The sequence below is a fragment of the Pseudomonas carassii genome (genome assembly GCF_036324045.1).
Lineage (GTDB): Bacteria > Pseudomonadota > Gammaproteobacteria > Pseudomonadales > Pseudomonadaceae > Aquipseudomonas > Aquipseudomonas peradeniyensis.
The window spans coordinates 15935-41596 of the sequence record NZ_JAZDCT010000010.1 but is presented as its reverse complement, the minus strand read 5'-3'; the positions used below and the strand labels follow the sequence as shown (position 1 = coordinate 41596).

Genomic DNA, 25662 nt, shown 5'->3' with positions numbered 1-25662 from the left:
ACCGGCTGGATCGTCTTATTTTTTGGCGATTGTGTCTACCCCGCCAAAGTACGATCGCCATCGCGCGGCAAGCCCGCTCCCACGTTAATCGCAAAGACTCGTGGGAGCGGGCTTGCCCCGCGATGGGCCGTCAGCTCAAGGCGCCGGATTAGGCTGCTCCTGATGAGTCGCCTCGATCGCCGCCAGCAGCTCATCGCCCAGGTTCAGCGCCTGGCTGTCGATATTGCTGCGCAACTGCTCGAGGCTGGTGGCGCCGATGATGTTGCTGGTCACGAACGGCTGGCGCGTCACGAAGGCCAGCGCCATCTGCGCCGGGTCCAGCCCGTGCTCGCGGGCCAGCTGTACATAGCGGCTGCAGGCGGCCACGGTCTGCGGGTTGGAGTAGCGGGCGAAGCGGCTGAACAGGGTCAGGCGGGAATTTGCCGGGCGGGCGCCGTTTTCATACTTGCCCGAGAGCATGCCGAAGGCCAGCGGCGAATAGGCCAGCAGGCCGCACTGCTCGCGGATCGCCACCTCCGCCAGGCCCACCTCGAAGCTGCGGTTGAGCAGGTTGTAGGGGTTCTGGATCGACACCGCCCGTGGCCAGCCGCGGGTCTCGGCCAGGTGCAGGAACTTCAGGGTGCCCCATGGGGTTTCGTTGGACAGGCCGACATGGCGGATCTTGCCGGCGCGCACCTGTTCATCGAGCACTTCCAGGGTTTCTTCCAGCGGGGTGAAGATGTCCTGGGGCAGGTGCTGGTAGCCGAGCTTGCCGAAGAAGTTGGTGCTGCGCTCGGGCCAGTGCAGCTGGTACAGGTCGATGCGGTCGGTCTGCAGGCGCTTCAGGCTCTCGTCCAGAGCGGCGACGATGTGCTGGCGATTGTGCCTGAGCTGGCCGTCGCGGATATGGCTGATGCCGTTGCCGGGGCCGGCGACCTTGCTGGCCAGGATCCAGTCGTCACGGTCGCCGTTGGCGGCGAACCAGTTGCCGATGATGCGCTCGGTGGCGGCGTAGGTTTCCGGGCGCGGTGGCACCGGGTACATCTCGGCGGTGTCGATGAAGTTGATGCCGCGGGCCTTGGCCAGGGCGATCTGGGCGAAGGCCTGGTCCTGGGTGTTCTGCTCGCCCCAGGTCATGGTGCCCAGGCACAGGGCGCTGACGTTGAGGTCGGTACGGCCGAGCTTGCGGTATTCCATCGGGAAGACGCTCCATGGCAAAGAGGCCCATAAAAGCAGGTTGAAATTTTTCCTGCAATCTGGATAATTCGGCCCCTCTCCGTGTGGCGGAAGTGATGCACCACCATGCAGGGGAACCCTTGTCGAACATTGGCGTGCCCGACCCGAGCCCCCAAAAGCGTCAGCGTTCGGCTGCGCGCTTGCCCTTGGCAAGCTGTGCACTATCCAGTAAGATTCGCCGTCTATTTTTCGCTGGGCGGCCTCTGAGGCTTTAGAGAATGAAAACTTTTACTGCTAAACCGGAAACAGTAAAGCGCGAGTGGTTCGTAGTCGACGCCGCTGGTCAGACCCTGGGTCGTCTGGCTACCGAAATCGCTAGCCGCCTGCGTGGCAAGCACAAGCCAGAATACACCCCTCACGTTGACACCGGCGACTACATCGTCGTTATCAACGCCGAGCAAGTGCGTGTGACTGGTGCCAAGTCTTCCGACAAGATGTACTACTCCCACTCCGGCTTCCCGGGCGGTATCAAGGAAATCAACTTCGAGAAGTTGATCGCCAAGGCCCCTGAGCGTGTTATCGAAACCGCGGTCAAAGGCATGCTGCCGAAGAACCCGCTGGGTCGCGACATGTACCGCAAGCTGAAAGTGTACGCGGGTGCTGCTCACCCACACACTGCTCAGCAGCCTCAAGAACTGAAGATCTAACGGGATAGTTCATTATGTCGGCGACTCAAAACTACGGCACTGGCCGTCGCAAGACCGCAACCGCACGTGTATTCCTGCGTCCGGGCACTGGCAACATTTCCATCAACAACCGTTCTCTGGACGTGTTCTTCGGCCGCGAAACCGCTCGCATGGTTGTTCGCCAGCCGCTGGAACTGACCGAGACCGTTGAGAAGTTCGACATCTACGTCACCGTTTCCGGTGGTGGTGTCAGCGGTCAAGCCGGTGCAATCCGCCACGGCATCACCCGCGCCCTGATGGAATACGACGAAACCCTGCGTGGCGCTCTGCGTCGTGCTGGCTACGTCACCCGCGACGCTCGTGAAGTCGAGCGTAAGAAAGTGGGTCTGCGTAAAGCGCGTAAGCGTCCTCAGTACTCCAAGCGTTAATACCGCTTCGGCAGTCGAAAAAAGCCCGGTTCCTTTTTGGAACCGGGCTTTTTTTATGTCTTGAACTAACCTCTCTGTCAGTCCGTGGCCGTTTGTCGCATAGACACAGATCAAGCAAAGCGAGGGTTGTAGCCCGACGAGCGGGTAATCACCTTGTCAGCGTGTGGATTTGTTCCTTACCATTGCGGCCAATTTTTAGTGCCACAGACATACCTAAGTAGATGCCTGTTAGAGCAGGCCAAGCAAGCTGATGGGAGAGGACTGAATGAGCAATGACGGCGTCAACGCAGGCCGGCGCCGCTTCCTCGTAGCCGCGACATCCGTGGTCGGGGCAGCGGGGGCAGTGGGGGCTGCGGTACCGTTCGTGGGGTCATGGTTTCCCAGTGCCAAGGCGAAAGCCGCAGGGGCACCGGTGAAGGTCAATATCGCCAAGGTCGAGCCCGGCCAGCAGATGGTGGCCGAGTGGCGCGGTCAACCTGTATTCATCGTGCGTCGAACGGAAGAGATCCTCGGTAATCTGAAAAAGATCACCGGCGAGCTGTCCGACCCCGAATCCAAGGCGTCGGTGCAGCCGACCTACGTCGATCCGCAAGTTCGTTCGATCAAGCCCGAGATTCTCATCCTGGTCGGTCTGTGCACGCACCTGGGCTGCTCGCCGACGTTCCGCCCTGAAGTCGCTCCCGCCGACCTCGGCCCGAAATGGGTCGGTGGCTATTTCTGCCCGTGCCACGGTTCGCACTACGACCTGGCTGGCCGGGTCTACAAGTCCCAGCCGGCGCCTCTCAACCTGCCAGTGCCACCGCACTCGTACGAGTCGGACGAAATCATCGTCATCGGCGTCGATCAGGAGAACGCATGATGAGCAAGTTCATGGAGTGGATCGATGCGCGCTTCCCCGCGACGAAGATGTGGGAAGACCATCTGAGCAAGTATTACGCGCCCAAGAACTTCAACTTCCTGTACTTCTTCGGCTCCCTGGCACTGCTGGTGCTGGTCAACCAGATCGTCACCGGCGTGTGGCTGACCATGAGTTTCACCCCCTCGGCGGAAGAGGCCTTCGCCTCGGTCGAGTACATCATGCGCGACGTCGAGTACGGCTGGATCCTGCGCTACCTGCACTCCACCGGAGCCTCGGCGTTCTTCATCGTGGTCTACCTGCACATGTTCCGCGGGCTGCTCTACGGCTCCTACCAGAAGCCGCGCGAGCTGGTCTGGCTGTTCGGCATGCTGATCTACCTGGCGCTGATGGCCGAGGCGTTCATGGGCTACCTGCTGCCGTGGGGCCAGATGTCCTACTGGGGCGCCCAGGTGATCATCTCGCTGTTCGGCGCGATCCCGGTCATCGGTGACGACCTGACCCAGTGGATCCGCGGTGACTACCTGATCTCCGGTATCACCCTGAACCGCTTCTTCGCCCTGCATGTGGTGGCCTTGCCGATCGTGATCCTCGGCCTGGTGGTGCTGCACATCCTGGCGCTGCACGAAGTGGGTTCGAACAACCCCGATGGCGTGGACATCAAGAAGAAAAAGGACGAGAACGGCATCCCGCTGGATGGTATCCCGTTCCACCCGTACTACACCGTCAAGGATATCGTCGGCGTGGTGGTGTTCCTCTTCGTGTTCTGCGCGGTGGTGTTCTTCTTCCCGGAAATGGGTGGCTACTTCCTGGAAAAACCGAACTTCGAACAGGCTAACGCCTTCAAGACTCCTGAGCACATCGCGCCGGTTTGGTACTTCACGCCGTTCTACGCGATTCTCCGTGCGGTGCCTGACAAGCTGTTCGGGGTCATCGCCATGGGTGCGGCGATCGCCGTGCTGTTCGTGTTGCCCTGGCTTGACCGCAGTCCCGTGCGCTCCATGCGCTACAAGGGCTGGCTGAGCAAGATCTGGTTGCTGGTGTTCTGCGTGTCCTTCGTCATCCTTGGCGTGCTGGGCGTACTGGCGCCAACCCCGGGGCGTACCTTGCTGTCGCAGGTGTGCACGGTGTTGTACTTCGCCTACTTCCTGCTGATGCCGTTCTACACAAGGCTCGAGAAGACCAAACCGGTTCCGGAAAGGGTGACTGGCTGATGAAAAAGTTGATTGCAGTATGCTTGCTGGCACTGATGCCTAGCCTGTCGTTCGCCGCCGAACATGGCCTGGAGCTGGACAAGGTCGATATCGACCTGACCGACAAGGCCGCGATGCAGGATGGCGCGCGCACCTTCGCCAACTATTGCATGGGTTGCCACAGCGCCAAGTTCCAACGTTACGAGCGCGTCGCCGACGATCTGGGGATCCCGCATGAGCTGATGCTCGAGAACCTGGTGTTCACCGGCGCCAAGATCGGCGACCACATGAAGATCGGCATGCAGCCGAACGATGCCAAGACCTGGTTCGGCGCCGCGCCGCCCGACCTGACCCTGGTCGCCCGGGTGCGCGGCAGCGACTGGCTGTACACCTACCTGCGCAGCTTCTACGAGGACAAGTCGCGGCCTTACGGGGTGAACAACAAGGTCTTCCCCAACGTCGGCATGCCCAACGTGCTGGTGGGCCTGCAGGGCAACCAGGTGATCGGTTGCAAGCAGGTGCAGACCGAGGTCGATGGCAAGAAGCAGTTCGATCCGCTGACCGGCAGCCCGCTGACCCATGAGGCGTGCGACCAGCTGACCGTGGAGGAGAAATCCGGTAACCTGACGGCCGAGCAGTTCGACGAGAAGGTCAAGAACCTGGTGACCTTCCTGGCCTATTCGGCCAACCCGGTCAAACTGGAAAGCCAGCGCATCGGTACCTACGTGTTGCTGTACCTGGCTTTCTTCTTCGTGTTCGCCTACTTGCTCAAGCGCGAATACTGGAAGGACGTGCACTGATCACGCAGTAGTTTCTGGTAGTTGAACGCGCCCGGGGGGCCTCAGCGATATCGCTGGGGCGCCCCGGGCGCGTTTTCATTTAAGTTTTACAAGCATCCCGTGCGAGGAGGCGCTACATGGGCGCAACCAACAGGTTAGCCTGCTATTCCGACCCCGCTGATCATTACTCTCATCGGGTCCGCCTGGTGCTCGCGGAGAAAGGCGTCACGGTGCAGATCATCGATGTCGACGCCAATCGCCTGCCGCCCAAGCTGATTGAAGTGAACCCTTACGGCAGCTTGCCGACCCTGGTCGATCGCGACCTGGCGCTGTACGAGTCGACCGTGGTGATGGAGTACCTCGAGGAGCGTTACCCGCATCCGCCGCTGATGCCGGTCTACCCGGTGGCCCGTGGCAACAGCCGCCTGCTGATGCACCGCATCCAGCGTGACTGGTGCGCCCTGGCCGACACCGTGCTCGATGCGCGCAGCAGCGATGCGGCACGCACTCAGGCGCGCAAGGAGCTGCGCGAGAGCCTGACCGGCGTGGCCCCGCTGTTCGGCGAGATGGCCTGCTTCATGAGCGAGGAGCAAAGCCTGGTCGATTGCTGTCTACTGCCCATTCTCTGGCGTTTGCCGGTGATGGGGATCGAATTGCCACGGCAGGCCAAGCCGCTGCTGGATTACATGGAGCGACAGTTCGCCCGCGAGCCTTTCCAGGCGAGCCTGTCTGCTGCCGAACGTGAAATGCGCAAGGTTTAAGAGGAACCGTTGATGAACTCCAGTCGCCCTTATCTGGTTCGTGCGCTGTACGAGTGGATCGTCGACAACGATTGCACGCCGCATATGCTGGTCAATGCCGAGTATCCGGCAGTCCAGGTGCCCCAAGGTTTCGCCAGCGATGGCCAGATCGTCCTGAACATCTCCCCCAGTGCCGTGCGCAGCCTGCACATGGACAACGAGGCGGTGAGCTTCGAAGGCCGCTTCGGCGGCGTGGCACACTCGCTCTATGTGCCGGTCGGCGCCATCCTCGGGATCTACGCCCGGGAGAACGGCCAGGGCATGGTCTTCGAGCTGGAGCCGCCGCTCGAGGACGAGGATGACCTGGATGACGACGCCGTGGAACCGGATGACCAAGGTCCGCCCGAGCCGCCGCGCCCGAGTGGCCGTCCAAGCCTGAAGGTGGTCAAGTAACTACGCCGCAAGACGATCCCGGCCTCTGCGCGAGCCTCATGGAGCGCATGCCTGTGTTTTGTGACAGCTGTTGGCTATTTATTAACGCCGATTGACATATCGTAATCAATTTCAGAAGCTCACGACTTGCAGCCGAAGGCTGCCTCCAGGCCTGAGGCCGAAGTAACCTGGCCAGGGGCGGGAAACCGCCTCTGGCTCGATGGGGCCTTGCGGCCAGGCAATGCAGCGACACACCGGTCGACCCAGGACGGGCGACCCGACAACAAAAACAAGAGTAGTCATCGACATGGATGTGAGATGTGATCAGCTCAAGGCGCTGACGGGCACCCTGTGCCTGGCGTTCGCCACCGGACTGCCGCTGTCTGCTGCGGCGGCCTATCAGGAAACCGGTCGCCCGGGCGACCCCGCCAGCTGGCGGTCGGCCGAGTACCAGCAGGACTGGGGCCTGGAGCGCATGCAGGCGAGTCAGGCCTATGCCGCCGGTATCACCGGCGCCGGCGTCAGCATCGGCGCCCTGGACTCGGGATTCGATGCCGCTCACCCCGAAGCCAGCCCCCTACGTTTTCACGCCGTTACCGCCACTGGCCAGTACCTGGACGGTATCCCTTTCAGTGTGTCCGGGGTGCTCAATGGTGCCAACGACAGCCATGGCACCCATGTCACCGGCACCATGGGCGCGGCCCGTGATGGCGCTGGCATGCATGGCGTGGCCTTCAATGCCCAGGTGTATGTGGGCAATACCAACCACAACGACAAGTTCCTGTTCGGACCCAGCCCCGATCCCAAGTATTTCAAGGCGGTCTACGATGCCTTGGTGGATGCCGGGGTGCGGGCCATCAACAACAGCTGGGGCAGCCAGCCCAAGGATGTCAGCTACCAGACCCTCGGCGACTTGCGCGCGGCCTACGCCCAGCATTTCCAGCAGGACACCTGGCTCGACGCTGCGGGCGATGTGGCGCGCCGTGGCGTGATCAACGTATTCAGCGCTGGCAACAGCGGCTATGCCAATGCCAGCGTGCGCTCGGCGCTGCCGTACTTCCAGCCGGAACTGGAAGGCCACTGGCTGGCAGTGTCGGGCCTGGACAAGAACAACCAGCAGAAATACAACCAGTGCGGCATCGCCAAGTACTGGTGCCTGGCGACTCCGGGCGCGGCGATCAGCAGTACCGTGCCCGGTGGCGGCTACGCCACCTACAACGGCACCTCGATGGCCGCGCCCCATGCCACAGGGGCCTTGGCCCTGGTCATGGAGCGCTATCCCTACCTGAACAACCAGCAGGCCCTGCAAGTGCTGCTGACCACCTCGCGCCAGCTCGACGGCTCGCCGACCCAGGGACCCAGCGAGCGGGTAGGCTGGGGCGTTCCGGACCTGGGCCGGGCGCTGCACGGCCCCGGGCAGTTGCTGGGTGAGTTCGACGTCAACCTGGGGCGGGGGCAGGGCGATACCTGGAGCAACGGCATTTCCGACCAGGCCCTGGCGCAGCGTCAGGCCGAGGACGCCGCGGAACGCCAGGCCTGGCAGCAGACCCTCAAGGATCGCGGCTGGGAGCATGGCCTGGCAGCGGGTGCCAGCCAGCAGGATCGCAGCGACTATGCCCTGGGAATGGCCCGTGACGCGGCTGCCGCGCAGCGGGTCTACCAGGGCAGCCTGGTCAAGTCCGGGGGCGGCTGGCTCGAGCTCACGGGTGACAGCAGCTACCGCGGACCGACCCGCGTCGATGGCGGCTTGCTGGCGGTCAACGGCAGCCTGCAATCGGCGGTGACGGTCAACGCGGGTGGCACCCTGGGCGGCAACGGGCGAGTCGGTGCCCTGACAGCCAGTGCCGGGGGCGTGGTGGCCCCGGGTAACTCCATCGGCACCTTGAATGTCGCCGGCAGCATGGACCTGCAGCCGGGTTCGAGCTATCGGGTGGAGCTGTCGCCTGCGGCCAGCGACCGGCTCATCGTTGCTGGCCAGGCCAGTGTCGGTGGCGCCAATCTCAGCCTGGAGCCCCAGGCGCGGCCGAACCTGTTGGCCGGTGGTCCGGTATCCAGCCTGGTGGGGCGCCAGTTCGACATCCTGCAGGCGGCGGGTGGTGTCAACGGGCGCTTCGCCCAGGTACAGCCCGCTTACCTGTTCCTGGGGACCCTCCTCGATTATTCGGCCAACGGCGTGCAACTGGACGTGACGCGCAGCGCCACGACGTTCGCCAGTGTTGGTGCCACGCCCAACCAGCGCGCCAGCGGCGGCGCCGTGGAGCGGCTGGGACCGGGCAATCCCGTGTATGAAAGCCTGCTGCTCTCGACCTCGGCGGACCAGGCCCGGGACGGCCTGCGACAGCTGGCCGGAGAGATCTACCCGGCGCTGGACTCGATGCTGCTCAGCCAGGGCTCGGTCTTGCGCGACACCTTGGGCGAGCGCGTGCAAGGTCCTGCACTGAATGCCAGCGTTTCTGGAACGAGTGCCAGCGAGCCAGGTTCGACCCAGCTCTGGCTCAAGGGCCTGGGCAGCTGGGGGCGCATCGAGGGCGTGCAGGGCAGCGAGTCCTACACCAGCTCCCTGGGCGGCATGCTGCTGGGCGTGGACCATGACCTTGACGAGCAGACCCGGGCCGGCCTGGCCGCAGGCTACAGCGACAGCTCCCTGAGCATGGGCGGTAGCCACTCCCGGGCCACGGTCGACAGCTACCACCTGGGCGCCTATGTCCGCCATGACCTGGACCAGCTGCGCCTGAGCCTGGGCGCCAGCCACAGCTGGCACCGTGCCGAGGTCCGGCGCGACCTGGCCTATGGCGAGGTGTCCGGCCGCCAGCGCGCACGGATCGATGCCCGCAGCCAGCAGCTGTTTGCCGAGGCGGCCTATCGCCTGGCGTTGCCGGCGGTGCAGCTGGAGCCCTTCGCCAACCTGACCTACCAGCACCTGGACCGCGACGGCTTCCACGAGAAAGGCGACGCCGCGGCGCTGCATGCCGGTGACGAGCAGCGTGATGCCTGGCTGAGCACCTTGGGCCTGCGTGGGCGGCAGCAATGGCAACTGGGCCCGCAGCAAGATCTGCAGTTGGCGGCAAGCCTGGGCTGGCAGCACCGTCTGAGCGGCACCCAGGATCGCGAGCACCTGGCTTTCGCCGGCAGCGACCAACCGTTCCGGGTGGAGACTGCGCCGGCCTTGCGCGATGCCGCGCTGGTGGGGCTGCAGGCACGGGTAGGGCTGACCCGCGACCTGGACCTGAGCCTGGACTACCAGGGGCGCCTGGCCAGTCGCGAGCAACAGCATGGCGCAGGGCTCAACCTGCAATGGCGGTTCTGAAGCGCCCTGGCGTGAAACGGGCCAGGCGTTGCAACACGGAGTGTGACCAACGCGGTACTAAACCAAAACAAAACTAAGGAAGGTTGTAGTGAAGCAAGTCAGAAAGGATGACAGCGCACTCGCGCAGGGCTGGGCCCTGGCCCCATTGGGGCGGGCATTGGTGGGTTGGGTGGCGCTCATGGGCACGGCCCAGGCCGCGCCTTACGTGGAGAGTGGGCGCCTAGGTGATGCCGGCAGCTGGCGCAGCAGCGAGTTCAAGGCCGACTGGGGGCTGGGGGCGATCCACGCCGACAGCGCCTATGCCGCCGGCTACAGCGGCAAGGGGGTGAAGCTGGGGATCTTCGACCAGCCGGTCTACGCCAAGCACCCCGAGTTCGCCGGCAAGGACAAGATCGTGACCCTGGTCACCAGCGGCATCCGCCAGTACACCGACCCCTACATCCCGGTGAAGGCCGGCGATGCGTTCCGCTATGACGGCAGCCCGTCGGTGGGCTCGGACGGCAAGCTCGGCTCCCACGGCACCCACGTCGGCGGGATCGCCGCCGGCAACCGGGATGGCGAGTCGATGCACGGCGTGGCCTACGATGCGCAGATCATCAGCGCCGACAACGGCGACCCCGGCCCCGAGGATGGCATCGTACTGGGCAACGATGGCGCGGTGTACAAGGCCGGCTGGGACAGCCTGGTGGCCAGCGGCGCGCGGATCATCAACAACAGCTGGGGCATCGGCATTACCGACCGCTTCGCCAAGGGTGGGCGCAATCCGGACTTCCCGCATTTCACCGTGGACGATGCCCGGGCACAGTTCGCGCAGATCCAGCCGCTGCTGGGCACCTTGCCCGGCGGTGCCTATGACGGGGCTATCGCCGCCGCTCGCAGCGGGGTCCTGACGATCTTCGCCGCCGGCAACGACTACAACCTGAACAACCCCGATGCGATTGCCGGTCTGGCCTATTTCGTCCCGGACATCGCCCCGAACTGGATGACCGTGGCGGCGTTGCAGCAGAACCCCGACACCAGCAGCGCCAACCCGTACCTGGCCAGCACGTTCTCTTCCCGTTGCGGCTATACCGCGAGCTTCTGCGTATCGGCCCCCGGCACCCGCATCTACAGCGCGGTGATCGGCGGCACCAGCCTGGAAGACCTGACCCAGGGCTACGCCAACAAGAACGGCACATCCATGGCCGCGCCCCATGCCGCCGGTGCGGCGGCGGTATTGATGGAGCGCTTCCCCTACATGAGCGGTGCACAGATCGCCAGCGTGCTGCGCACCACCGCCACCGACATGGGCGCGCCTGGCATCGACGCCTTGTACGGTTGGGGCATGATCAACCTGGACAAGGGGATCCGCGGTCCGGGCATGTTGGTCACCGAGCAGGATATCCCCGAGGAGTTCCGCATCGCCGGTGGCTACGGCCCGAGCCAGTTCGTGGTCGATCTGCCGGGTGTAGGCGCCGTGGTGGACGCCGGCAGGCCGACCCAGCGACGCTGCAACGACCTGAGCTGCGTGCTGGACCTGTGGAGCAACGATATTTCCGGTCATGGCGGCCTGACCAAGCAGGGTATCGGTACCCTGGTGCTCAGCGGCAACAACACCTATGCCGGGCCGACCCTGGTCAACCAGGGGCGGCTGGCGGTCAATGGCTCGCTGCAATCGACGGTGACGGTCAATGACGGCGGCGTGCTGGGCGGCAATGGCCGGATCGGTGCGTTGGTGGTCAACCGTGGTGGCGTGGTGGCGCCAGGCAACTCCATCGGTACCTTGCGCGTGGGCTCCGACGTGACCTTCCAGCCGGGCTCGACCTATGCCGTGGAAGTGGATGCCACTGGCGCCGACCGTCTGGTCAGTGATGGCACGGTTTCCGTAAACGGCGCGAACCTGGCCCTGGATCTGCAGAACCCTGGGGTTTCACTGCAGTCGCAGCAGGCAACCAGCCTGGTGGGGCGTCAGTTCGATATCCTGCAGGCCGCAGGCGGCGTGCAAGGCGGTTTCTCTGCTGTCCAGTCCAACTTGCTGTTCCTCGATGGTGGCCTGGCCTATACCGGAAACGGGGTGCAGCTGGCGGTGCAACGTAGCGCCAGCTTCGACAGTGTCGGCTTGACCGCCAACCAGCGTTCGGTGGCTGCGGCCGCCGAACGGCTCGGCGCGGGCAACCCGGTTTACGAGAGTCTGCTGTTGTCGGCCGATGCCGGCAGCGCCCAGCGGGCGTTCGATCAGCTGTCCGGTGAAATCCACCCGGCGGTGGGCAACCTGCTGCTCAACGACAGCCGCCAGTTGCGCGACGCCGTGGGCGAGCGTACCCGCCAGCAGGGCGTCGCCGCCGCACCCGTCGTGGACGGCCAGGGCAACGGCCTGTGGGTAAAGGCTTTGGGAGCCTGGGGCAAGGCCGACGGTGATTCCGGGCATGCGCGCTACAGCAGTTCGATCGGCGGCATGCTGCTGGGTGTCGATGGGCAGATGAGCGAGGATACCCGCCTCGGCGTCTTCACCGGTTATAGCGACAGCTCGCTGAGCATGGGCGATGGTCGTCATTCCTCGGCCAGCGTCGACAGCTACCACCTGGGTGCCTATGCCGGCAAGGAACTGGAGCAGGTGCGCCTGAGCCTGGGCGGCAGCCACAGCTGGCACCGCATCGAGACCAAGCGCGAGCTGCAGTACAACGAGGTCAGCGATCGCCAGAAGAGCAAGCGTGATGCGCAGAGCACCCAGGTGTTCGGCGAGGCCGCCTGGAAGGTCGCGGTGCCGGGCATGGCCCTGGAGCCGTTCGCCAACCTGGCCTATGTGCATATCGCCAGCGACAGCTTCAAGGAACATGGCGGCGCCGCCGCGCTCGAGGGTGGGCGGGATAACCGTGATGCCTGGCTCTCGACCCTGGGCATGCGCGCCGGCAAGCAGCTGCAGTTGTCCAGCGGCCAGGCGGTGGAGCTTTCCGCCACCCTGGGCTGGCAGCACAACCTGAGCTCCACCGGGTCCGACCAGCACCTGGCCTTTGCCGGCCAGGGCGATAGCTACAAGGTCCAGGCGCTGTCCCTGGACCGTGATGCGGCGGTGGTCGGCGCACGGGCGGGGATCAGCCTGGGGCGTCAGGCCCGGGTCAACCTCGACTACAACGGACTGCTGGGTAGCCGCGACAAGAGCCACGGGGTCGGCCTGACCCTGGACTGGGCGTTCTGAGGCCCTGAAAAGCAAAACGCCCGATGCTGTGCATCGGGCGTTTTGCTTGAACAGCCATTTGCAATTACAGGTCCTTGATGCTCTGCACCTGGTCCTTGTTGATGCGGGTCGGCTTGCCGTCCAGTTGCTTGAACTCGTAGAAGCCGGAGTTGCGGTCGAAGTGCGGCGTGTCGGTAGTCTGCAGTTCGCGACCATCGTTGAGGGTGATCACGCTCGGGGTGGAACAGCCGGCCAGGGTGGCGAAGGCGCCGATCAGCAGGGCAGGCAGCAGCAGCTTTTTCATGGGGTACTTCCTGGATTAGAGGGAAAAGGCGAGCGTCATGACGCCCGCCGAAGGGTTGTCAGTCGATGTATTCGAACAGCTTGACGATCTTCTGCACGCCCGACACGCCCTGCACCACGTTGGTGGCGGCGTTGGCCTCCTGCTGCCGGACCAGGCCGAGCAGGTAGACGATGCCATTCTCGGTGATCACCTTGATGCGCGAGCTGGGGACGCTTTCGTCGGTCAGCATCTGGGTCTTGATCTTGGTGGTCAGCCAGGCGTCGTTGTTGCGCGCCAGGATCGACGACGGTTGTATCACCTGCAACTCGTTATGCACCTTCTTGACCCGTTGCACCTGGCCGGCGGTCTGCTCGGCGAGGGACTTGAGGTCGGCGCGCGGGGTCTGGCCGGCGAGCAGCACCACACCGTTGTAGCTGCTGACGACGATGTGCGAGCCCTTGTCCAGCTCCGGGTTGGCCTTGGCGATGTTGACCGAGACCTTGGTCTCGATCAGCGAATCGTCGATCTTGCTGCCGATGGTGCGGGTGCCGCGGTCGTCCTCGATGGGCGAATTGCGGGTCGAGGTCAGCACGGAACTGCACCCGGAGACACCCAGGCACAGGGTTAGGGCCATCAGGCCGAGACGCTTGGAGATCATTCTTCACTCCCGAACAGTTGGCTGTCGATCAGGTCGCACAGACAGTGGATCGCCAGCAGGTGGACTTCCTGGATGCGTGCGGTCACGGTCGAGGGTACGCGGATTTCCACGTCCTCGGGCAGCAGCAGCGAGGCCATGCCGCCGCCGTCGCGCCCGGTCAGGGCTACGACGATCATTTCGCGGTCATGGGCGGCCTGGATCGCCTGGATCACGTTGGCCGAGTTGCCGCTGGTGGAGATCGCCAACAGAACGTCGCCGGGCTGGCCCAGGGCGCGGATCTGCTTGGAGAAGACTTCGTTGTAGCTGTAGTCGTTGGCGATCGAGGTGAGCGTGGAGCTGTCGGTGGTCAGGGCGATGGCCGGCAGGCTCGGGCGCTCGCGCTCGAAGCGGTTGAGCAGCTCCGACGAGAAGTGCTGGGCGTCGCCGGCCGAGCCGCCGTTGCCGCAGGCGAGCATCTTGCCGTCGTTGAGCAGGGTGTTGACCATGACCAGGCTGGCCTGCTCGATGTAGGGTGCCAGGATGTCCATTGCCTGTTGCTTGGTGTCGATGCTGTTCTGGAACAGTCGGCGGATTCGGGATTGCATGTCCATCTGGGTGACCTTAAGAGGGGCGGTGGCCTTTGCTAGGCGCAACAGTGACCAGCCCGCGAAACATAGAGCTAGAAAATCGAATTGGGTTCAGCATTCGAAGGCGTTTTTCAGCCATTGAAGCGGTTGCCCCGCATGTCCCTGGCCCTGCAGGGCGACAACGTCGAAACGGCAGGGGTGGGTGGCCCAGCGGGGCGCTTGCTGCAGGAAGAGGTTGGCGGCCAGCGCCAGTCGCTGCTGCTTGCGCCCATCGATACTGGCGAGCGCTCCGCCGAACTCCGCATTCAACCGGTAGCGGACTTCGACGAATACTACTGTATCGACATCGAGCATGACCAGATCGAGCTCGCCCCGCTTGCATCGCCAGTTGCGCGCCAGCAGCCGCAGACCTTGCCCCTGAAGGTATTCAAGGGCGTGGTCTTCGGCGGCCTGGCCGGCGTGGCTGGGCGATGCGCCGGGCATCAGCGCGGCGTGTCCGGCAGGCGCTTGACCTGGCCGCCAGCGAACTCGGCCCACGGCAACTGGCGCTCGACGCGCTGGCTGGCGTTCATGCTCAGGCTGCCCGACAGCCCTTCGACGCGGTTGTCCGGCAGTGCCTTGAGCTGGCCCAGGCGTGGCGCCAGGCTGTAGGCGTCGACGCCCATGGCATACAGGCGGCCGAGGCTGCCAGCGGCCTGCGGCCACTGCTGCACGACCTGCTGGCGCAGGCTGTTGCTGCTGTCCAGCAGCCACGGCGTTTCGCAGAAGCGGATGCCGTTCATGTCGTTGTACTGGTTCACGTCGCCGCTGGCGCTGTACAGGTTGGAGGTGGCGTAGACCGGCACGTCGCCGGCGTACTGGAAGTTCAGCGTCGGCTTGATCTGCTGGGCTTGCTGCGGCGTCGAGGCGAGGAAGATGAAGTCGATGTCCTGGCGACGCGAAGGCTGGGCGGCGATGTTGCCGCCGACGGTGCTCTGCAGGCTCTTGGCGCGGCCTTCGCTCTGACGCAGCTGGAACAGGTCGGCGATCTGCTGGGCGAGGGCGACCGGCTGGGCGATGCGCTGGGCGCTGATCAGGGTGCCGCCATTGCCTTCCCAGTCCTGGCGGAAGGCAGCGAGCACACGATCACCCCATTCACCGCTCGGCACCAGGGCCACGGCGCGGACCATGCCATCGGCGCGTGCGCGGCGGGCGACTTCGCGGGCTTCGTCTTCGGCGGCCAGGCCGAACTGGAACAGTTGCGGCGGGGCTTTCTGGCCGGCGTCGGCGTAGTTCAGGGCCAGGGTGGTGATGGGCAGTTGCGGGTAGGCGGCGAGTTTCTTGACCAGCGGTTTTTCCAGCGGGCCGACCACCAGTTGCACGCCGGCGGCCTGGGCCTGGCGGTAGAAGTCATCGAGCGAGGTGATGCGCGAGCTGTCGAACACCTGCACGGCCGGGGCCGGCTGGCCACCTTGCTGGGCCTGGAAGTGGGCGGCCATGAAGCCGTCGCGCAGGGCGCGGGCGACACCGGCCAGCGGGCCTTCCTGAGGCAGCAGCAGGGCGATCTTGGTCAGCGGCTGGCTGGCCAGTTCCTTGAGCTTGACCAGGGCGGTCGGCAGTTGCCTGGCCGCCGGGTGCTCGGGGTGTTGCTGGCGCCAGCTGTCGATGGCGGCTTGTTGCTGCTCCAGGGTGCCGGCGCGCTTGACGGCGAGGGCCAGGCTGGTCCAGCCGGCCAGGGTCTCGTTGGCGGCGGGCTGCTGCAGCTGTTCGGCGGGCAGCGAGGCGACCAGGGCCCAGGTCGCGTCGTTGTTGGCGGCGGCGGCCTGCTCGCTGAGCAGCGGCGCCAGCAGCACGCGCTGCTGGGCGGCGGCCAGGGCCTGGCCATCGGCTTCGAGGGCGGCGGCGTGGACGCTGTAGGTGCGTGCCTGCTGCTCGGCCGGCAGTTCGCCGACGCGCTGCAGGCTCGGGTGGCCGAGGGCGGTCAGGGCGGCCTTGGGCTGGTTGCGGCTCATGGCCAGTTCCGCGGCCAGGGTCGAGGCGAACACCTGCTGGGCGGGCTTGAGCGGTTCCAGCGGGACCTGCTCGAGGATCCGGGCCGCACGCGGGAAGTCCTTCTGCTTGTATGCCAGGTCCGCGGCGCTCAGGCGCAGCAGGGCCGCGTCCTCGGCGGACTTGCTGGAGGCTGCCTTCTCGAGCAGTTGCTCGATGCTGGCGTCCGGGGTGCGCGGCAGTTCGCCCAGGCTGGATGAGGGCGAGCTGGCGCAGGCTGCCAGCAGGGCAGCAAGGCAGAGGGCTGAGAGCAGCCGCAGACAAGCGATCATGTAAAGGTCCTGTTACTCGATCAAGTTGGCCGGCAATTGTACCCAAGCGGGGGGCAGGGCGCGATCTCGTCGACACTGATCCTTCACTATAGGTGGCCGCCGGCTGCGCCGGGGGTGAAGTTCTTTGCGCCCTGTTACCGGTGCTCGGGCTACAATGCGACCTTTGATCCGGAAAGCAGGTGTGCGCAGTGACTGATGTTGCAGGGGTTTCGAAATCCACGTTGGGTAAGCTTTACGTCGTCGCCACGCCCATCGGCAACCTCGACGACATGAGTGCCCGGGCGCTGAAGGTGCTGGCCGACGTGAGCCTGATCGCCGCCGAGGACACCCGTCACTCGGTGCGCCTGCTGCAACACTTCGGCATCGACACACCGCTGGCGGCCTGCCATGAGCACAACGAGCGCGACGAAGGCGGGCGCTTCATCACTCGCCTGCTGGCCGGCGACGATGTGGCGTTGGTGTCCGATGCCGGCACGCCGCTGATTTCCGACCCGGGCTATCACCTGGTGCGCCAGGCGCGCGCCGCCGGGGTGCAGGTGGTGCCGGTGCCCGGCGCCTGCGCGCTGATCGCCGCGCTGTCGGCGGCGGGACTGCCCTCGGACCGCTTCATCTTCGAGGGTTTCCTGCCGGCCAAGGCCGCCGGGCGTCGGGCGCGCCTGGAGCAGGTCAAGGAAGAGCCGCGCACGCTGATCTTCTATGAGGCGCCGCATCGCATCCTCGAGTGCCTGGAGGACATGGAGGCGGTGTTCGGTGGCGAGCGTCCGGCGGTATTGGCCCGCGAGATCACCAAGACCTTCGAGACCCTGAAGGGGCTTCCCCTGACCGAGTTGCGCGCGTTCGTGCAGGGCGACAGCAACCAGCAGCGCGGCGAGTGCGTGGTGCTGGTGGCTGGCTGGAGCGTGCCGGAGGGCGAGCAGGCGATCAGCACCGAGGCCCAGCGCGTGCTTGACCTGCTGCTGGCCGAGCTGCCGTTGAAGAAGGCTGCGGCTTTGGCGGCCGAGATCACCGGTGTTCGCAAGAACCTGCTCTACCAGTTGGCGCTGGAAAAACAGAAAACCCATTGATAGCGTAATGACATTGTTTGTCACATCGCTTGTTCTTGAGCGCGCCTACCGGTAACCTTGGCGGCGGAGAGTCGATCGGACAGTCGCTGCCGTCTTTTGTTCCGCAAGAGGCGGGGGAGGAAAGTCCGGGCTCCATAGGGCAGAGTGCCAGGTAACGCCTGGGAGGCGCGAGCCTACGGAAAGTGCCACAGAAAACAACCGCCTAAGCACTTCGGTGCCGGTAAGGGTGAAAAGGTGCGGTAAGAGCGCACCGCGCGGCTGGCAACAGTCCGTGGCTAGGTAAACCCCACTCGGAGCAAGACCAAATAGGGTTCCATACGGCGTGGCCCGCGTCGGAACCGGGTAGGTTGCTAGAGGCGTCCAGTGATGGCCGTCGTAGAGGAATGACTGTCCTCGACAAAACCCGGCTTACAGATCGACTCTCCACCCCTTCCTTCCCTGCTTGAATCGATAGCAGATGCGTCCTGGTAATACCGAAAAATTCTTACTCTTAATAAATCACTTTAACTTCGCACTCTATCCACTTGAGTGTGTTTGATTTTTCCCGTCAGTTTTCTTCTCTGGTAGTCCTTCCACCTTCCTTTGTTGAGCTAAATCGCCGTCCTGTAAGGGATTTCCTTATGAACGTGCCTTGACGGTGTGGCGGGCGGATTCCTATAGTGTGCGCAAGTGGCAGAAAGTGGGATGAAGTGGGTTTTCTGACACAAAAAAGCTAACATTGTGGGGAATCGCAGCCGTGTTCCGCGGAGCCAACGCCGTCAGCCTCGATGCCAAGGGCCGTCTCGCCATGCCGAGCCGGTACCGTGACGAGCTCGATTCGCGTTGCAATGGTCAGTTGATCGTGACCATCGACGCCGTTGACCCCTGCTTGTGTGTTTATCCCCTCGATGAGTGGGAACAGATAGAAGCCAAGTTGCGCGCCTTGCCGTCGTTGCGTGAGGAAAACCGTCGCCTGCAGCGTTTGCTGATCGGTAACGCGGTTGACCTGGAGCTCGATGGCAGCGGGCGTTTCCTGGTGCCGCCACGCCTGCGTGAGTACGCCAAGCTGGACAAGAAGGCGATGCTGGTGGGGCAGCTGAACAAATTCCAGCTGTGGGATGAGGATGCCTGGAACGCGGTTTCGGCAGCCGACCTTGCAGCTATTCAACAACCGGGCGCCATGCCCGATGATTTGCGTGACCTGATCCTGTGACCATAGATAGCGGCTTCAACCACATCACCGTCCTCCTCGACGAAGCCGTCGAGGCCTTGGCCCTGCGCGCCGACGGTTGCTATCTGGACGGCACCTTCGGGCGCGGCGGCCACAGCCGCCTGATCCTCAGCAAGCTCGGGCCGCAAGGGCGGCTGCTGGGGTTCGACAAGGATCCACAGGCGATTGCCACCGGGCAAGCGCTGGCGGCCGAAGACGGCCGCTTTGTCATTGTGCAGCGCAGCTTTGCCGAGCTGGGCGCCGAGGTGGCCGAGCGCGGCCTGGCAGGCAAGGTCAGCGGCATCCTGCTTGACCTGGGCGTGTCTTCGCCGCAGCTCGATGACCCCGAGCGTGGCTTCAGTTTCCTCAACGACGGCCCGTTGGACATGCGCATGAACCCGAACCAGGGCATCAGCGCCGCCGAGTTCATCGCCACTGCGCCGGTCGAGGAAATCGCCCGCGTGTTCAAGGAGTATGGCGAGGAGCGTTTCGCCGGGCGCATGGCGCGTGCCGTGGTCGAGCGTCGCGAGAAGCAGCCGTTCACCCGTACCGCCGACCTTGCCGAAGTGCTCAAGGTCGCCAACCCGGCCTGGGAAAAGGGCAAGAACCCGGCAACCCGCGCCTTCCAGGGTCTGCGCATTCACGTCAACAACGAACTGGGTGACCTCGAGACGGGCCTTGACGCCGCGCTCGATGCCCTCGAAGTGGGTGGTCGCCTGGCGGTGATCAGCTTCCACTCGCTGGAAGACCGTATCGTCAAACTGTTCATGCGCAAGCTGGTCAAGGGCGAGGCGGACAACCTGCCGCGCAACCTGCCGGTGCAGCACAAGACCTTCGAGCCGAAGATCAAGCTCATCGGCAAGGCGCAGTTCGCCTCCGAAGCCGAACTCAAGGCCAACCCGCGATCGCGCAGCGCCGTGATGCGGGTGGCGGAGAAGTTGCGGTGAGCCGGCTGTTTGCCAAACCTTTGCCAGGCGGAAGCTTCCTGATGCTTCTGCTGTTCGTTGCCGTCCTGATTTCGGCCATTGCCGTCTCCTATAGCGCCCACTGGAACCGCCAACTGCTCAACACCCTGTACGGTGAACTGAGCGAGCGCGACAAGGCCCAGGCCGAGTGGGGGCGACTGATCCTCGAACAAAGCACCTGGACCGCGTCCAGCCGTATCGAGAGCCTGGCCTCCGAGCAGCTCAAGATGCGCGTACCCGCCGCTGACGAAGTGCGGATGGTGGCGCCATGATGAAGCTCGAGGGTGCACTCTACCCCTGGCGGTTCAGGGTGGTGATCGGCTTGCTGGCGCTGATGGTCGGTGCCATCTGCTGGCGCATCATCGACCTGCAGGTGGTCGACCGTGACTTCCTCAAGGGCCAGGGCGATGCCCGCAGCCTGCGCCATATTCCCATTCCCGCGCACCGTGGCCTGATCACCGACCGCAACGGTGAGCCGCTGGCGGTCAGTACCCCGGTCACCACCTTGTGGGCCAACCCCAAGGAAATGCAGGCAGCCAAGGAGCGCTGGCCGCAACTGGCCGCCGCGCTCGGGCAGAACCCGCAGCAACTGACCGAACGCCTCACCCAGCAGGCCAGCAAGGAATTCATCTACCTGGTCCGTGGCCTGACCCCGGAGCAGGGCCAGCACGTGCTCGACCTGAAGGTGCCGGGCGTCTACGGCCTGGAAGAGTTCCGCCGCTTCTATCCGGCCGGCGACGTCACCGCGCACATGGTCGGCTTCACCGACCTGGACGACCATGGTCGTGAAGGCGTCGAGCTGGCCTACGACGAGTGGCTCGCCGGGGTGCCCGGCAAGCGGCAGGTGATCAAGGACCGGCGCGGCCGGCTGATCAAGGACATCCAGGTAACCAAGAACGCCAAGGCCGGCAAGACCTTGGCGTTGTCGATAGACCTGCGTCTGCAATACCTGGCCACCCGCGAACTGCGCAACGCCATCGCCGAACAGGAAGCCAAGGCCGGCAGCCTGGTGATCATGGACGTCAAGACCGGCGAGGTCCTGGCCATGGTCAACCAACCGACCTACAACCCGAACAACCGCCGCAGCATGTTCCCGGCGGCCATGCGCAACCGGGCGATCATCGACGTCTTCGAACCGGGCTCGACGGTCAAGCCGATCTCCATGAGCGCCGCGCTGCAGAGCGGCCGCTGGAAACCCACCGACAAGGTCGAGGTGTATCCGGGCAGCCTGCAAATTGGTCGCTATACCATCAAGGACGTGTCCAGAAGCGAGGGCCCGATCCTCGACCTGACTGGCATCCTGATCAACTCGTCCAACGTCGGCATGAGCAAGATCGCCTTCGATATCGGTGGTGAGGCCATCTACCGGGTGATGTCCCAGGTCGGTCTGGGCCAGTACACCGGCCTGGGCTTCCCTGGTGAGCGCGTCGGCAACCTGCCCAACCACCGCGAGTGGCGCAAGGCCGAGACCGCGACCCTGTCGTACGGCTACGGCGTGTCGGTGACCGCCCTGCAACTGGTGCATGCCTACGCCGCGCTGGCCAACGACGGCAAGATGGTGCCGCTGTCGATTCTCAAGGTCGACAAGGCGCCGGAAGCCGTGCAGGCGATCCCCAAGGAAACCGCCGAAACCGTGCAGGCCATGCTGCAGCAGGTGATCGAGGCGCCGCGCGGGGTGTTCCGCGCCCAGGTGCCGTTCTATCACGTGGGTGGCAAGTCGGGTACCGCGCGCAAGGCCACCGTCGGCTCCAAGGGCTACACCGAGAACGCCTACCGTTCGCTGTTTGCCGGCTTCGGCCCGATGAGCGACCCGCGCTACGCCATCGTCGTGGTCATCGACGAGCCGAGCAAGGGCGGCTACTTCGGCGGCCTGGTCTCGGCCCCCGTATTCAGCAAAGTAATGTCGGGCACCTTGCGCCTGATGAATGTACCGCCGGACAACCTGCCGCCTTCGACGCAGCAAGCCAGCGCAGTACCCGCCAAGGGAGGGCGAGGTTGATGACGATGCCATTGAGCAAACTGTTCGCCCATGCCAGCCGCGATCCGTTGATCCGCGAGCTGACCCTGGACAGCCGCGCCGTGCGTCCAGGCGACCTGTTCCTGGCCGTGCCGGGCGCCAAGGTCGACGGTCGCGCGCATATCGCCGATGCCCTGGGCCGTGGCGCCGCCGCGGTGGCCTATGAAGAGCAGGGCGCCAGCGTGCTGCCGCTCACCGATGCACCGCTGATTCCGGTCAAGGGTTTGATTGGCCAGTTGTCGCAGATCGCCGGGCGCTTCTATGGCGAGCCGAGCCGTCAGCTCGACCTGGTCGGCGTCACCGGTACCAACGGCAAGACCAGCGTGACCCAATTGCTGGCCCAGGCGCTCGACGCTTTGGGCAAGCGCTGTGGCCTGATCGGCACCCTCGGCACCGGCTTCTACGGCGAGCTGCAGAGCGGCCGCCTGACCACGCCCGATCCGATCGCCGTACAGTCGACCCTCGCCGACCTGAAGAGCGCAGGTGCCAAGGCCGTGGCCATGGAAGTGTCGTCCCACGCGCTCGAGCAAGGCCGGGTGGCCGCGCTCGATTTCGATATCGCGGTGATGACCAACCTGTCCCGTGATCACCTGGACTACCACGGCAGCATGGAGGCCTACGAGGCCGCCAAGGCCAAGCTGTTCGCGTGGTCGGGGCTGCGTGCCCGGGTGGTCAACCTGGATGATGACTTTGGCCGTCGCCTGGCAGACGCTCCTGCCACATCGCGCCTGATCAGCTACAGCCTGCAGGATCCTGAGGCGACGCTGTATTGCAAACAGGCCACGTTCAGCGACGATGGCGTGCACGCCGTGATCGTCACCCCGCAGGGCGAGCATGTCCTGCGCAGCCGTCTGCTCGGTCGTTTCAACCTGAGCAACATGCTCGCGGCGGTGGCCACCCTGCTGGCGCTGGACTATCCGCTGGATGAAATCCTCAAGGTCATCCCGCAGTTGCAAGGGCCGATCGGCCGCATGCAGCGCCTGGGTGGCGGTGACAAGCCGCTGGTGGTGGTCGACTATGCCCATACCCCGGATGCCCTGGAGAAAGTGCTCGAGGCCCTGCGCCCGCACGCCCATGGCAAACTGCTGTGCCTGTTCGGCTGCGGCGGTGACCGCGACAGCGGCAAGCGTCCGCTGATGGCCGAAGTGGCCGAACGCCTGGCCGACCGCGTGCTGGTCACCGACGACAATCCGCGTAGCGAAGATCCGCTGCGCATCTTCGACGATATTCGCCCTGGTTTCGTCCGCCTCGCCGACGTCGAGTTCGTCGCCGGTCGTGGCGAGGCCATCGCCCACCTGATCGCCACTGCCGCTGCCGACGATGTGGTCGTCCTGGCTGGCAAGGGTCATGAGGATTACCAGGAGATCAATGGCCAGCGCCATGATTTCTCCGACCTGGTCGAAGCCGACAAGGCACTTGCAGCCTGGGAGGCGCCACATGCTTAAGCCGATGATTCTCAGCCAACTGACCGGTGCCCTGAGTGCGCGCCTGGCAGGCGCCGACGCCAGCTTCACCGGGGTGAGCATCGACAGCCGCACCGTCGCTGCCGGCCAACTGTTCGTCGCCCTGACCGGCCCGCGCTTCGATGGCCACGACTACCTGGCCGACGTGAAAGCCAAGGGCGCGGTCGCTGCGCTGGTCGAGCGCGAAGTCGCCGGTGTCGACCTGCCGCAGCTGCTGGTCGCCGACTGCCGCGTCGCCCTCGGTCAGCTCGGCGCCCTGAACCGTGCCGCCTTCGACAAGCCGGTGGTGGCCATCACCGGCTCCAGCGGCAAGACCACGGTCAAGGAAATGCTCGCCGCGATCCTGCGTACCCGCGGGCCGGTGCATGCCACCCGGGGCAACCTGAACAATGACCTCGGCGCACCGCTGACCCTGCTGGAGATCGCCCCGGAGCACAGCGCCGCGGTGATCGAGCTGGGCGCATCGCGTATTGGCGAGATTCGCTACACCGTTGGCCTGACCCAGCCGCAGGTGGTGATCATCAATAACGCCGGTACCGCCCACGTTGGCGAGTTCGGTGGCCCGGAGAAGATCGTCGAAGCCAAGGGCGAGATCCTCGAAGGCCTGGGCGAGGGCGGCACGGCCATCCTTAACCTGGCCGACAAGGCGTTCGAGATCTGGCGCAAACGGGCGGGCGCTCACCGGATCTTCAGTTTCGCCCTGGACAACTCGCAGGCGGACTTCCACGCCAGTGATATCGGGCGCGACGCTCGTGGCTGCCCGTCGTTCACCCTGCACGGTCCGACTGGCAGCGTCCCGGTGCAGTTGAACCTGCTCGGCACCCACAACGTCAGCAACGCCCTGGCCGCCGCCGCCGCCGCTCATGCCGTTGGTCTGAGCCTGAGCGGCATCGCCGCCGGCCTTGCCGCCGTGCAGCCGGTCAAGGGCCGCACCGTGGCGCAGATCGCGCCGAACGGCGTGCGGGTCATCGACGACAGCTACAACGCAAATCCCACCTCGATGTGCGCCGCCATTGATATACTCGCCGGCTTTTCCGGACGCACCGTTCTGGTGCTCGGGGATATCGGCGAACTGGGGCAATGGGCCGAGGAAGGCCACCGCCAGGTGGGTGACTACGCACGCGGCAAGGTCGATGCGCTGTACGCGGTGGGCACCAACATGGTCCATGCGGTCAAGGCGTTCGGCGCCAATGGCCGCCATTTCGCTAATCAAGCTGAGCTTATCGCTGCCGTTGGCGCCGAGAATACCAGCGATACCACTATCTTGATCAAGGGCTCGCGCAGCGCTGCGATGGAAAACGTCGTGGCCGCACTGTGTGGTGCCAGCGGGGAGAAACATTAATGCTGCTGCTGTTGGCTGAGTATCTGCAACAGTTCCACAAGGGCTTCGCGGTCTTCCAGTACCTGACCCTGCGCGGGATCCTGGGTGTGCTGACCGCGTTGTCCCTGGCCCTGTGGTTGGGCCCGTGGATGATCCGTACCCTGCAGATCCGCCAGATCGGTCAGGCCGTGCGCAACGACGGCCCGCAATCGCACCTGTCCAAGTCCGGCACCCCGACCATGGGCGGCGCGCTGATCCTGTCGGCCATCGCCATCAGCACCCTGCTGTGGGCCGACCTGAGCAACCGCTACGTATGGGTGGTCCTGATTGTCACCCTGGCGTTCGGCGCCATCGGCTGGGTCGATGACTACCGCAAGGTGATCGAGAAGAACTCCCGCGGCCTGCCAAGCCGCTGGAAGTATTTCTGGCAGTCGGTGTTCGGCCTGGCCGCGGCGATCTTCCTGTACAAGACCGCGCCGACCAGCGTCGAGACCACGCTGATCATCCCGATGTTCAAGGACCTGGCGATTCCGCTGGGCGCCGGGTTCATCGTGCTGACCTATTTCGTCATCGTCGGTTCGAGCAACGCGGTCAACCTGACCGACGGCCTCGATGGCCTGGCGATCATGCCGACGGTGATGGTCGGCGGTGCCCTGGGCATCTTCTGCTACCTGTCGGGTAACGTGAAGTTCGCCGAATACCTGCTGATCCCTTACGTGCCGGGCGCGGGCGAGCTGATCGTGTTCTGCGGCGCGCTGATCGGCGCCGGCCTGGGCTTCCTGTGGTTCAACACCTATCCGGCCCAGGTGTTCATGGGCGACGTCGGCGCCCTGGCGCTGGGTGCGGCCCTGGGCACCATCGCGGTGATCGTCCGTCAGGAAATCGTCCTGTTCATCATGGGCGGCGTGTTCGTGATGGAAACCCTGTCGGTGGTCATCCAGGTGGCTTCGTTCAAGCTCACCGGCAAGCGCGTGTTCCGCATGGCGCCTATCCACCACCACTTTGAACTCAAGGGTTGGCCCGAGCCACGGGTGATCGTCCGCTTCTGGATCATCACAGTGATTCTGGTGCTGATTGGCCTTGCCACCCTGAAACTGAGGTAAACG

The 25662-nt window shown here is 64.7% G+C and carries 23 protein-coding genes and 1 other RNA gene; 18 read left to right on the top strand and 6 right to left on the bottom strand.

What is annotated here, in order from left to right; all coding sequences use genetic code 11:
• Positions 1–135: 135 nt before the first annotated feature.
• Entirely contained in the window at positions 136–1176 is a 1041-nt protein-coding gene (locus V0R62_RS09740; protein ID WP_330103574.1) for an NADP(H)-dependent aldo-keto reductase, read from the bottom strand.
• A gap of 257 nt (positions 1177–1433) precedes the next feature.
• Here V0R62_RS09740 and rplM point away from each other — a divergent pair, with 257 nt between their 5' ends.
• The 9 genes from rplM (at position 1434) to V0R62_RS09695 (ending at position 12751) form a co-directional block, all read left to right on the top strand.
• The gene (gene rplM / locus V0R62_RS09735) at positions 1434–1862 is read left to right on the top strand and encodes a 50S ribosomal protein L13 (protein ID WP_003260798.1); all 429 of its coding nucleotides are present in this window, start codon (positions 1434–1436) and stop codon (positions 1860–1862) included.
• 14 nt (positions 1863–1876) lie between these two features.
• Positions 1877–2269 (top strand): 30S ribosomal protein S9, encoded by a 393-nt coding sequence (gene rpsI / locus V0R62_RS09730; RefSeq protein ID WP_003260797.1) that lies wholly within the window; start codon positions 1877–1879, stop codon positions 2267–2269.
• A gap of 265 nt (positions 2270–2534) precedes the next feature.
• Complete coding sequence (gene petA / locus V0R62_RS09725; protein ID WP_023628711.1) at positions 2535–3128, top strand: ubiquinol-cytochrome c reductase iron-sulfur subunit; 594 nt, start codon at positions 2535–2537, stop codon at positions 3126–3128.
• The gene (locus V0R62_RS09720; RefSeq protein ID WP_198744442.1) at positions 3128–4339 is read left to right on the top strand and encodes a cytochrome b; all 1212 of its coding nucleotides are present in this window, start codon (positions 3128–3130) and stop codon (positions 4337–4339) included. The genes petA and V0R62_RS09720 overlap by 1 nt, the downstream gene beginning before the upstream one ends.
• Positions 4339–5118 carry a cytochrome c1 gene (locus V0R62_RS09715; protein WP_330103573.1) on the top strand — a complete coding sequence of 260 codons (780 nt, stop codon included), beginning with the start codon at positions 4339–4341 and terminating at the stop codon, positions 5116–5118. The genes V0R62_RS09720 and V0R62_RS09715 overlap by 1 nt, the downstream gene beginning before the upstream one ends.
• 116 nt (positions 5119–5234) lie before the next feature.
• Positions 5235–5858, top strand: coding sequence for a glutathione S-transferase N-terminal domain-containing protein (locus V0R62_RS09710; protein ID WP_050703834.1), 624 nt, complete (start codon positions 5235–5237; stop codon positions 5856–5858).
• A gap of 12 nt (positions 5859–5870) precedes the next feature.
• Positions 5871–6290, top strand: coding sequence for a ClpXP protease specificity-enhancing factor (locus V0R62_RS09705; RefSeq protein WP_330103572.1), 420 nt, complete (start codon positions 5871–5873; stop codon positions 6288–6290).
• Positions 6291–6576: 286 nt separating this feature from the next.
• A complete protein-coding gene (gene eprS / locus V0R62_RS09700) occupies positions 6577–9576 on the top strand; it encodes an autotransporter serine peptidase EprS (protein ID WP_330103571.1) in 3000 nt (999 codons plus the stop codon).
• A 178-nt stretch (positions 9577–9754) separates the two neighbouring features.
• Positions 9755–12751, top strand: coding sequence for an autotransporter domain-containing protein (locus V0R62_RS09695; RefSeq protein WP_330103640.1), 2997 nt, complete (start codon positions 9755–9757; stop codon positions 12749–12751).
• Positions 12752–12815: 64 nt separating this feature from the next.
• On the opposite strand, the gene V0R62_RS09690 is transcribed toward V0R62_RS09695, so the two are convergent.
• From V0R62_RS09690 to V0R62_RS09670, 5 genes are all read right to left on the bottom strand, one after another.
• A complete protein-coding gene (locus tag V0R62_RS09690; RefSeq protein ID WP_028689754.1) occupies positions 12816–13034 on the bottom strand; it encodes a YgdI/YgdR family lipoprotein in 219 nt (72 codons plus the stop codon).
• A gap of 58 nt (positions 13035–13092) precedes the next feature.
• Positions 13093–13671, bottom strand: a complete 579-nt coding sequence (locus V0R62_RS09685; protein WP_050703839.1) for a BON domain-containing protein — start codon at positions 13669–13671, stop codon at positions 13093–13095.
• Positions 13668–14261, bottom strand: coding sequence for a phosphoheptose isomerase (locus tag V0R62_RS09680; RefSeq protein WP_050703840.1), 594 nt, complete (start codon positions 14259–14261; stop codon positions 13668–13670). Before V0R62_RS09680 ends, V0R62_RS09685 begins: the two co-directional genes overlap by 4 nt.
• A gap of 87 nt (positions 14262–14348) precedes the next feature.
• Positions 14349–14720 (bottom strand): YraN family protein, encoded by a 372-nt coding sequence (locus V0R62_RS09675; protein WP_330103570.1) that lies wholly within the window; start codon positions 14718–14720, stop codon positions 14349–14351.
• The gene (locus V0R62_RS09670) at positions 14720–16537 is read right to left on the bottom strand and encodes a penicillin-binding protein activator (protein WP_330103569.1); all 1818 of its coding nucleotides are present in this window, start codon (positions 16535–16537) and stop codon (positions 14720–14722) included. The genes V0R62_RS09675 and V0R62_RS09670 overlap by 1 nt, the downstream gene beginning before the upstream one ends.
• Positions 16538–16725: 188 nt before the next feature.
• Here V0R62_RS09670 and rsmI point away from each other — a divergent pair, with 188 nt between their 5' ends.
• From rsmI to mraY, 9 genes are all read left to right on the top strand, one after another.
• Positions 16726–17601 (top strand): 16S rRNA (cytidine(1402)-2'-O)-methyltransferase, encoded by an 876-nt coding sequence (gene rsmI, locus V0R62_RS09665; protein WP_330103568.1) that lies wholly within the window; start codon positions 16726–16728, stop codon positions 17599–17601.
• A 67-nt stretch (positions 17602–17668) separates the two neighbouring features.
• An RNA gene (gene rnpB, locus V0R62_RS09660) (RNase P RNA component class A) lies at positions 17669–18028 on the top strand.
• 309 nt (positions 18029–18337) lie between these two features.
• Positions 18338–18793 carry a division/cell wall cluster transcriptional repressor MraZ gene (gene mraZ, locus V0R62_RS09655; RefSeq protein ID WP_011535546.1) on the top strand — a complete coding sequence of 152 codons (456 nt, stop codon included), beginning with the start codon at positions 18338–18340 and terminating at the stop codon, positions 18791–18793.
• A complete protein-coding gene (gene rsmH / locus V0R62_RS09650; RefSeq protein WP_408005654.1) occupies positions 18790–19737 on the top strand; it encodes a 16S rRNA (cytosine(1402)-N(4))-methyltransferase RsmH in 948 nt (315 codons plus the stop codon). The genes mraZ and rsmH overlap by 4 nt, the downstream gene beginning before the upstream one ends.
• Entirely contained in the window at positions 19734–20027 is a 294-nt protein-coding gene (ftsL, locus tag V0R62_RS09645; RefSeq protein ID WP_028689746.1) for a cell division protein FtsL, read from the top strand. The genes rsmH and ftsL overlap by 4 nt, the downstream gene beginning before the upstream one ends.
• Complete coding sequence (locus V0R62_RS09640) at positions 20027–21754, top strand: peptidoglycan D,D-transpeptidase FtsI family protein (RefSeq protein WP_162232950.1); 1728 nt, start codon at positions 20027–20029, stop codon at positions 21752–21754. Before ftsL ends, V0R62_RS09640 begins: the two co-directional genes overlap by 1 nt.
• Positions 21754–23217 (top strand): UDP-N-acetylmuramoyl-L-alanyl-D-glutamate--2,6-diaminopimelate ligase, encoded by a 1464-nt coding sequence (locus V0R62_RS09635; protein ID WP_330103567.1) that lies wholly within the window; start codon positions 21754–21756, stop codon positions 23215–23217. Before V0R62_RS09640 ends, V0R62_RS09635 begins: the two co-directional genes overlap by 1 nt.
• A complete protein-coding gene (locus V0R62_RS09630; RefSeq protein WP_330103566.1) occupies positions 23210–24577 on the top strand; it encodes a UDP-N-acetylmuramoyl-tripeptide--D-alanyl-D-alanine ligase in 1368 nt (455 codons plus the stop codon). Before V0R62_RS09635 ends, V0R62_RS09630 begins: the two co-directional genes overlap by 8 nt.
• Positions 24577–25659 (top strand): phospho-N-acetylmuramoyl-pentapeptide-transferase, encoded by a 1083-nt coding sequence (gene mraY / locus V0R62_RS09625; RefSeq protein ID WP_330103565.1) that lies wholly within the window; start codon positions 24577–24579, stop codon positions 25657–25659. The genes V0R62_RS09630 and mraY overlap by 1 nt, the downstream gene beginning before the upstream one ends.
• Positions 25660–25662: the final 3 nt, after the last annotated feature.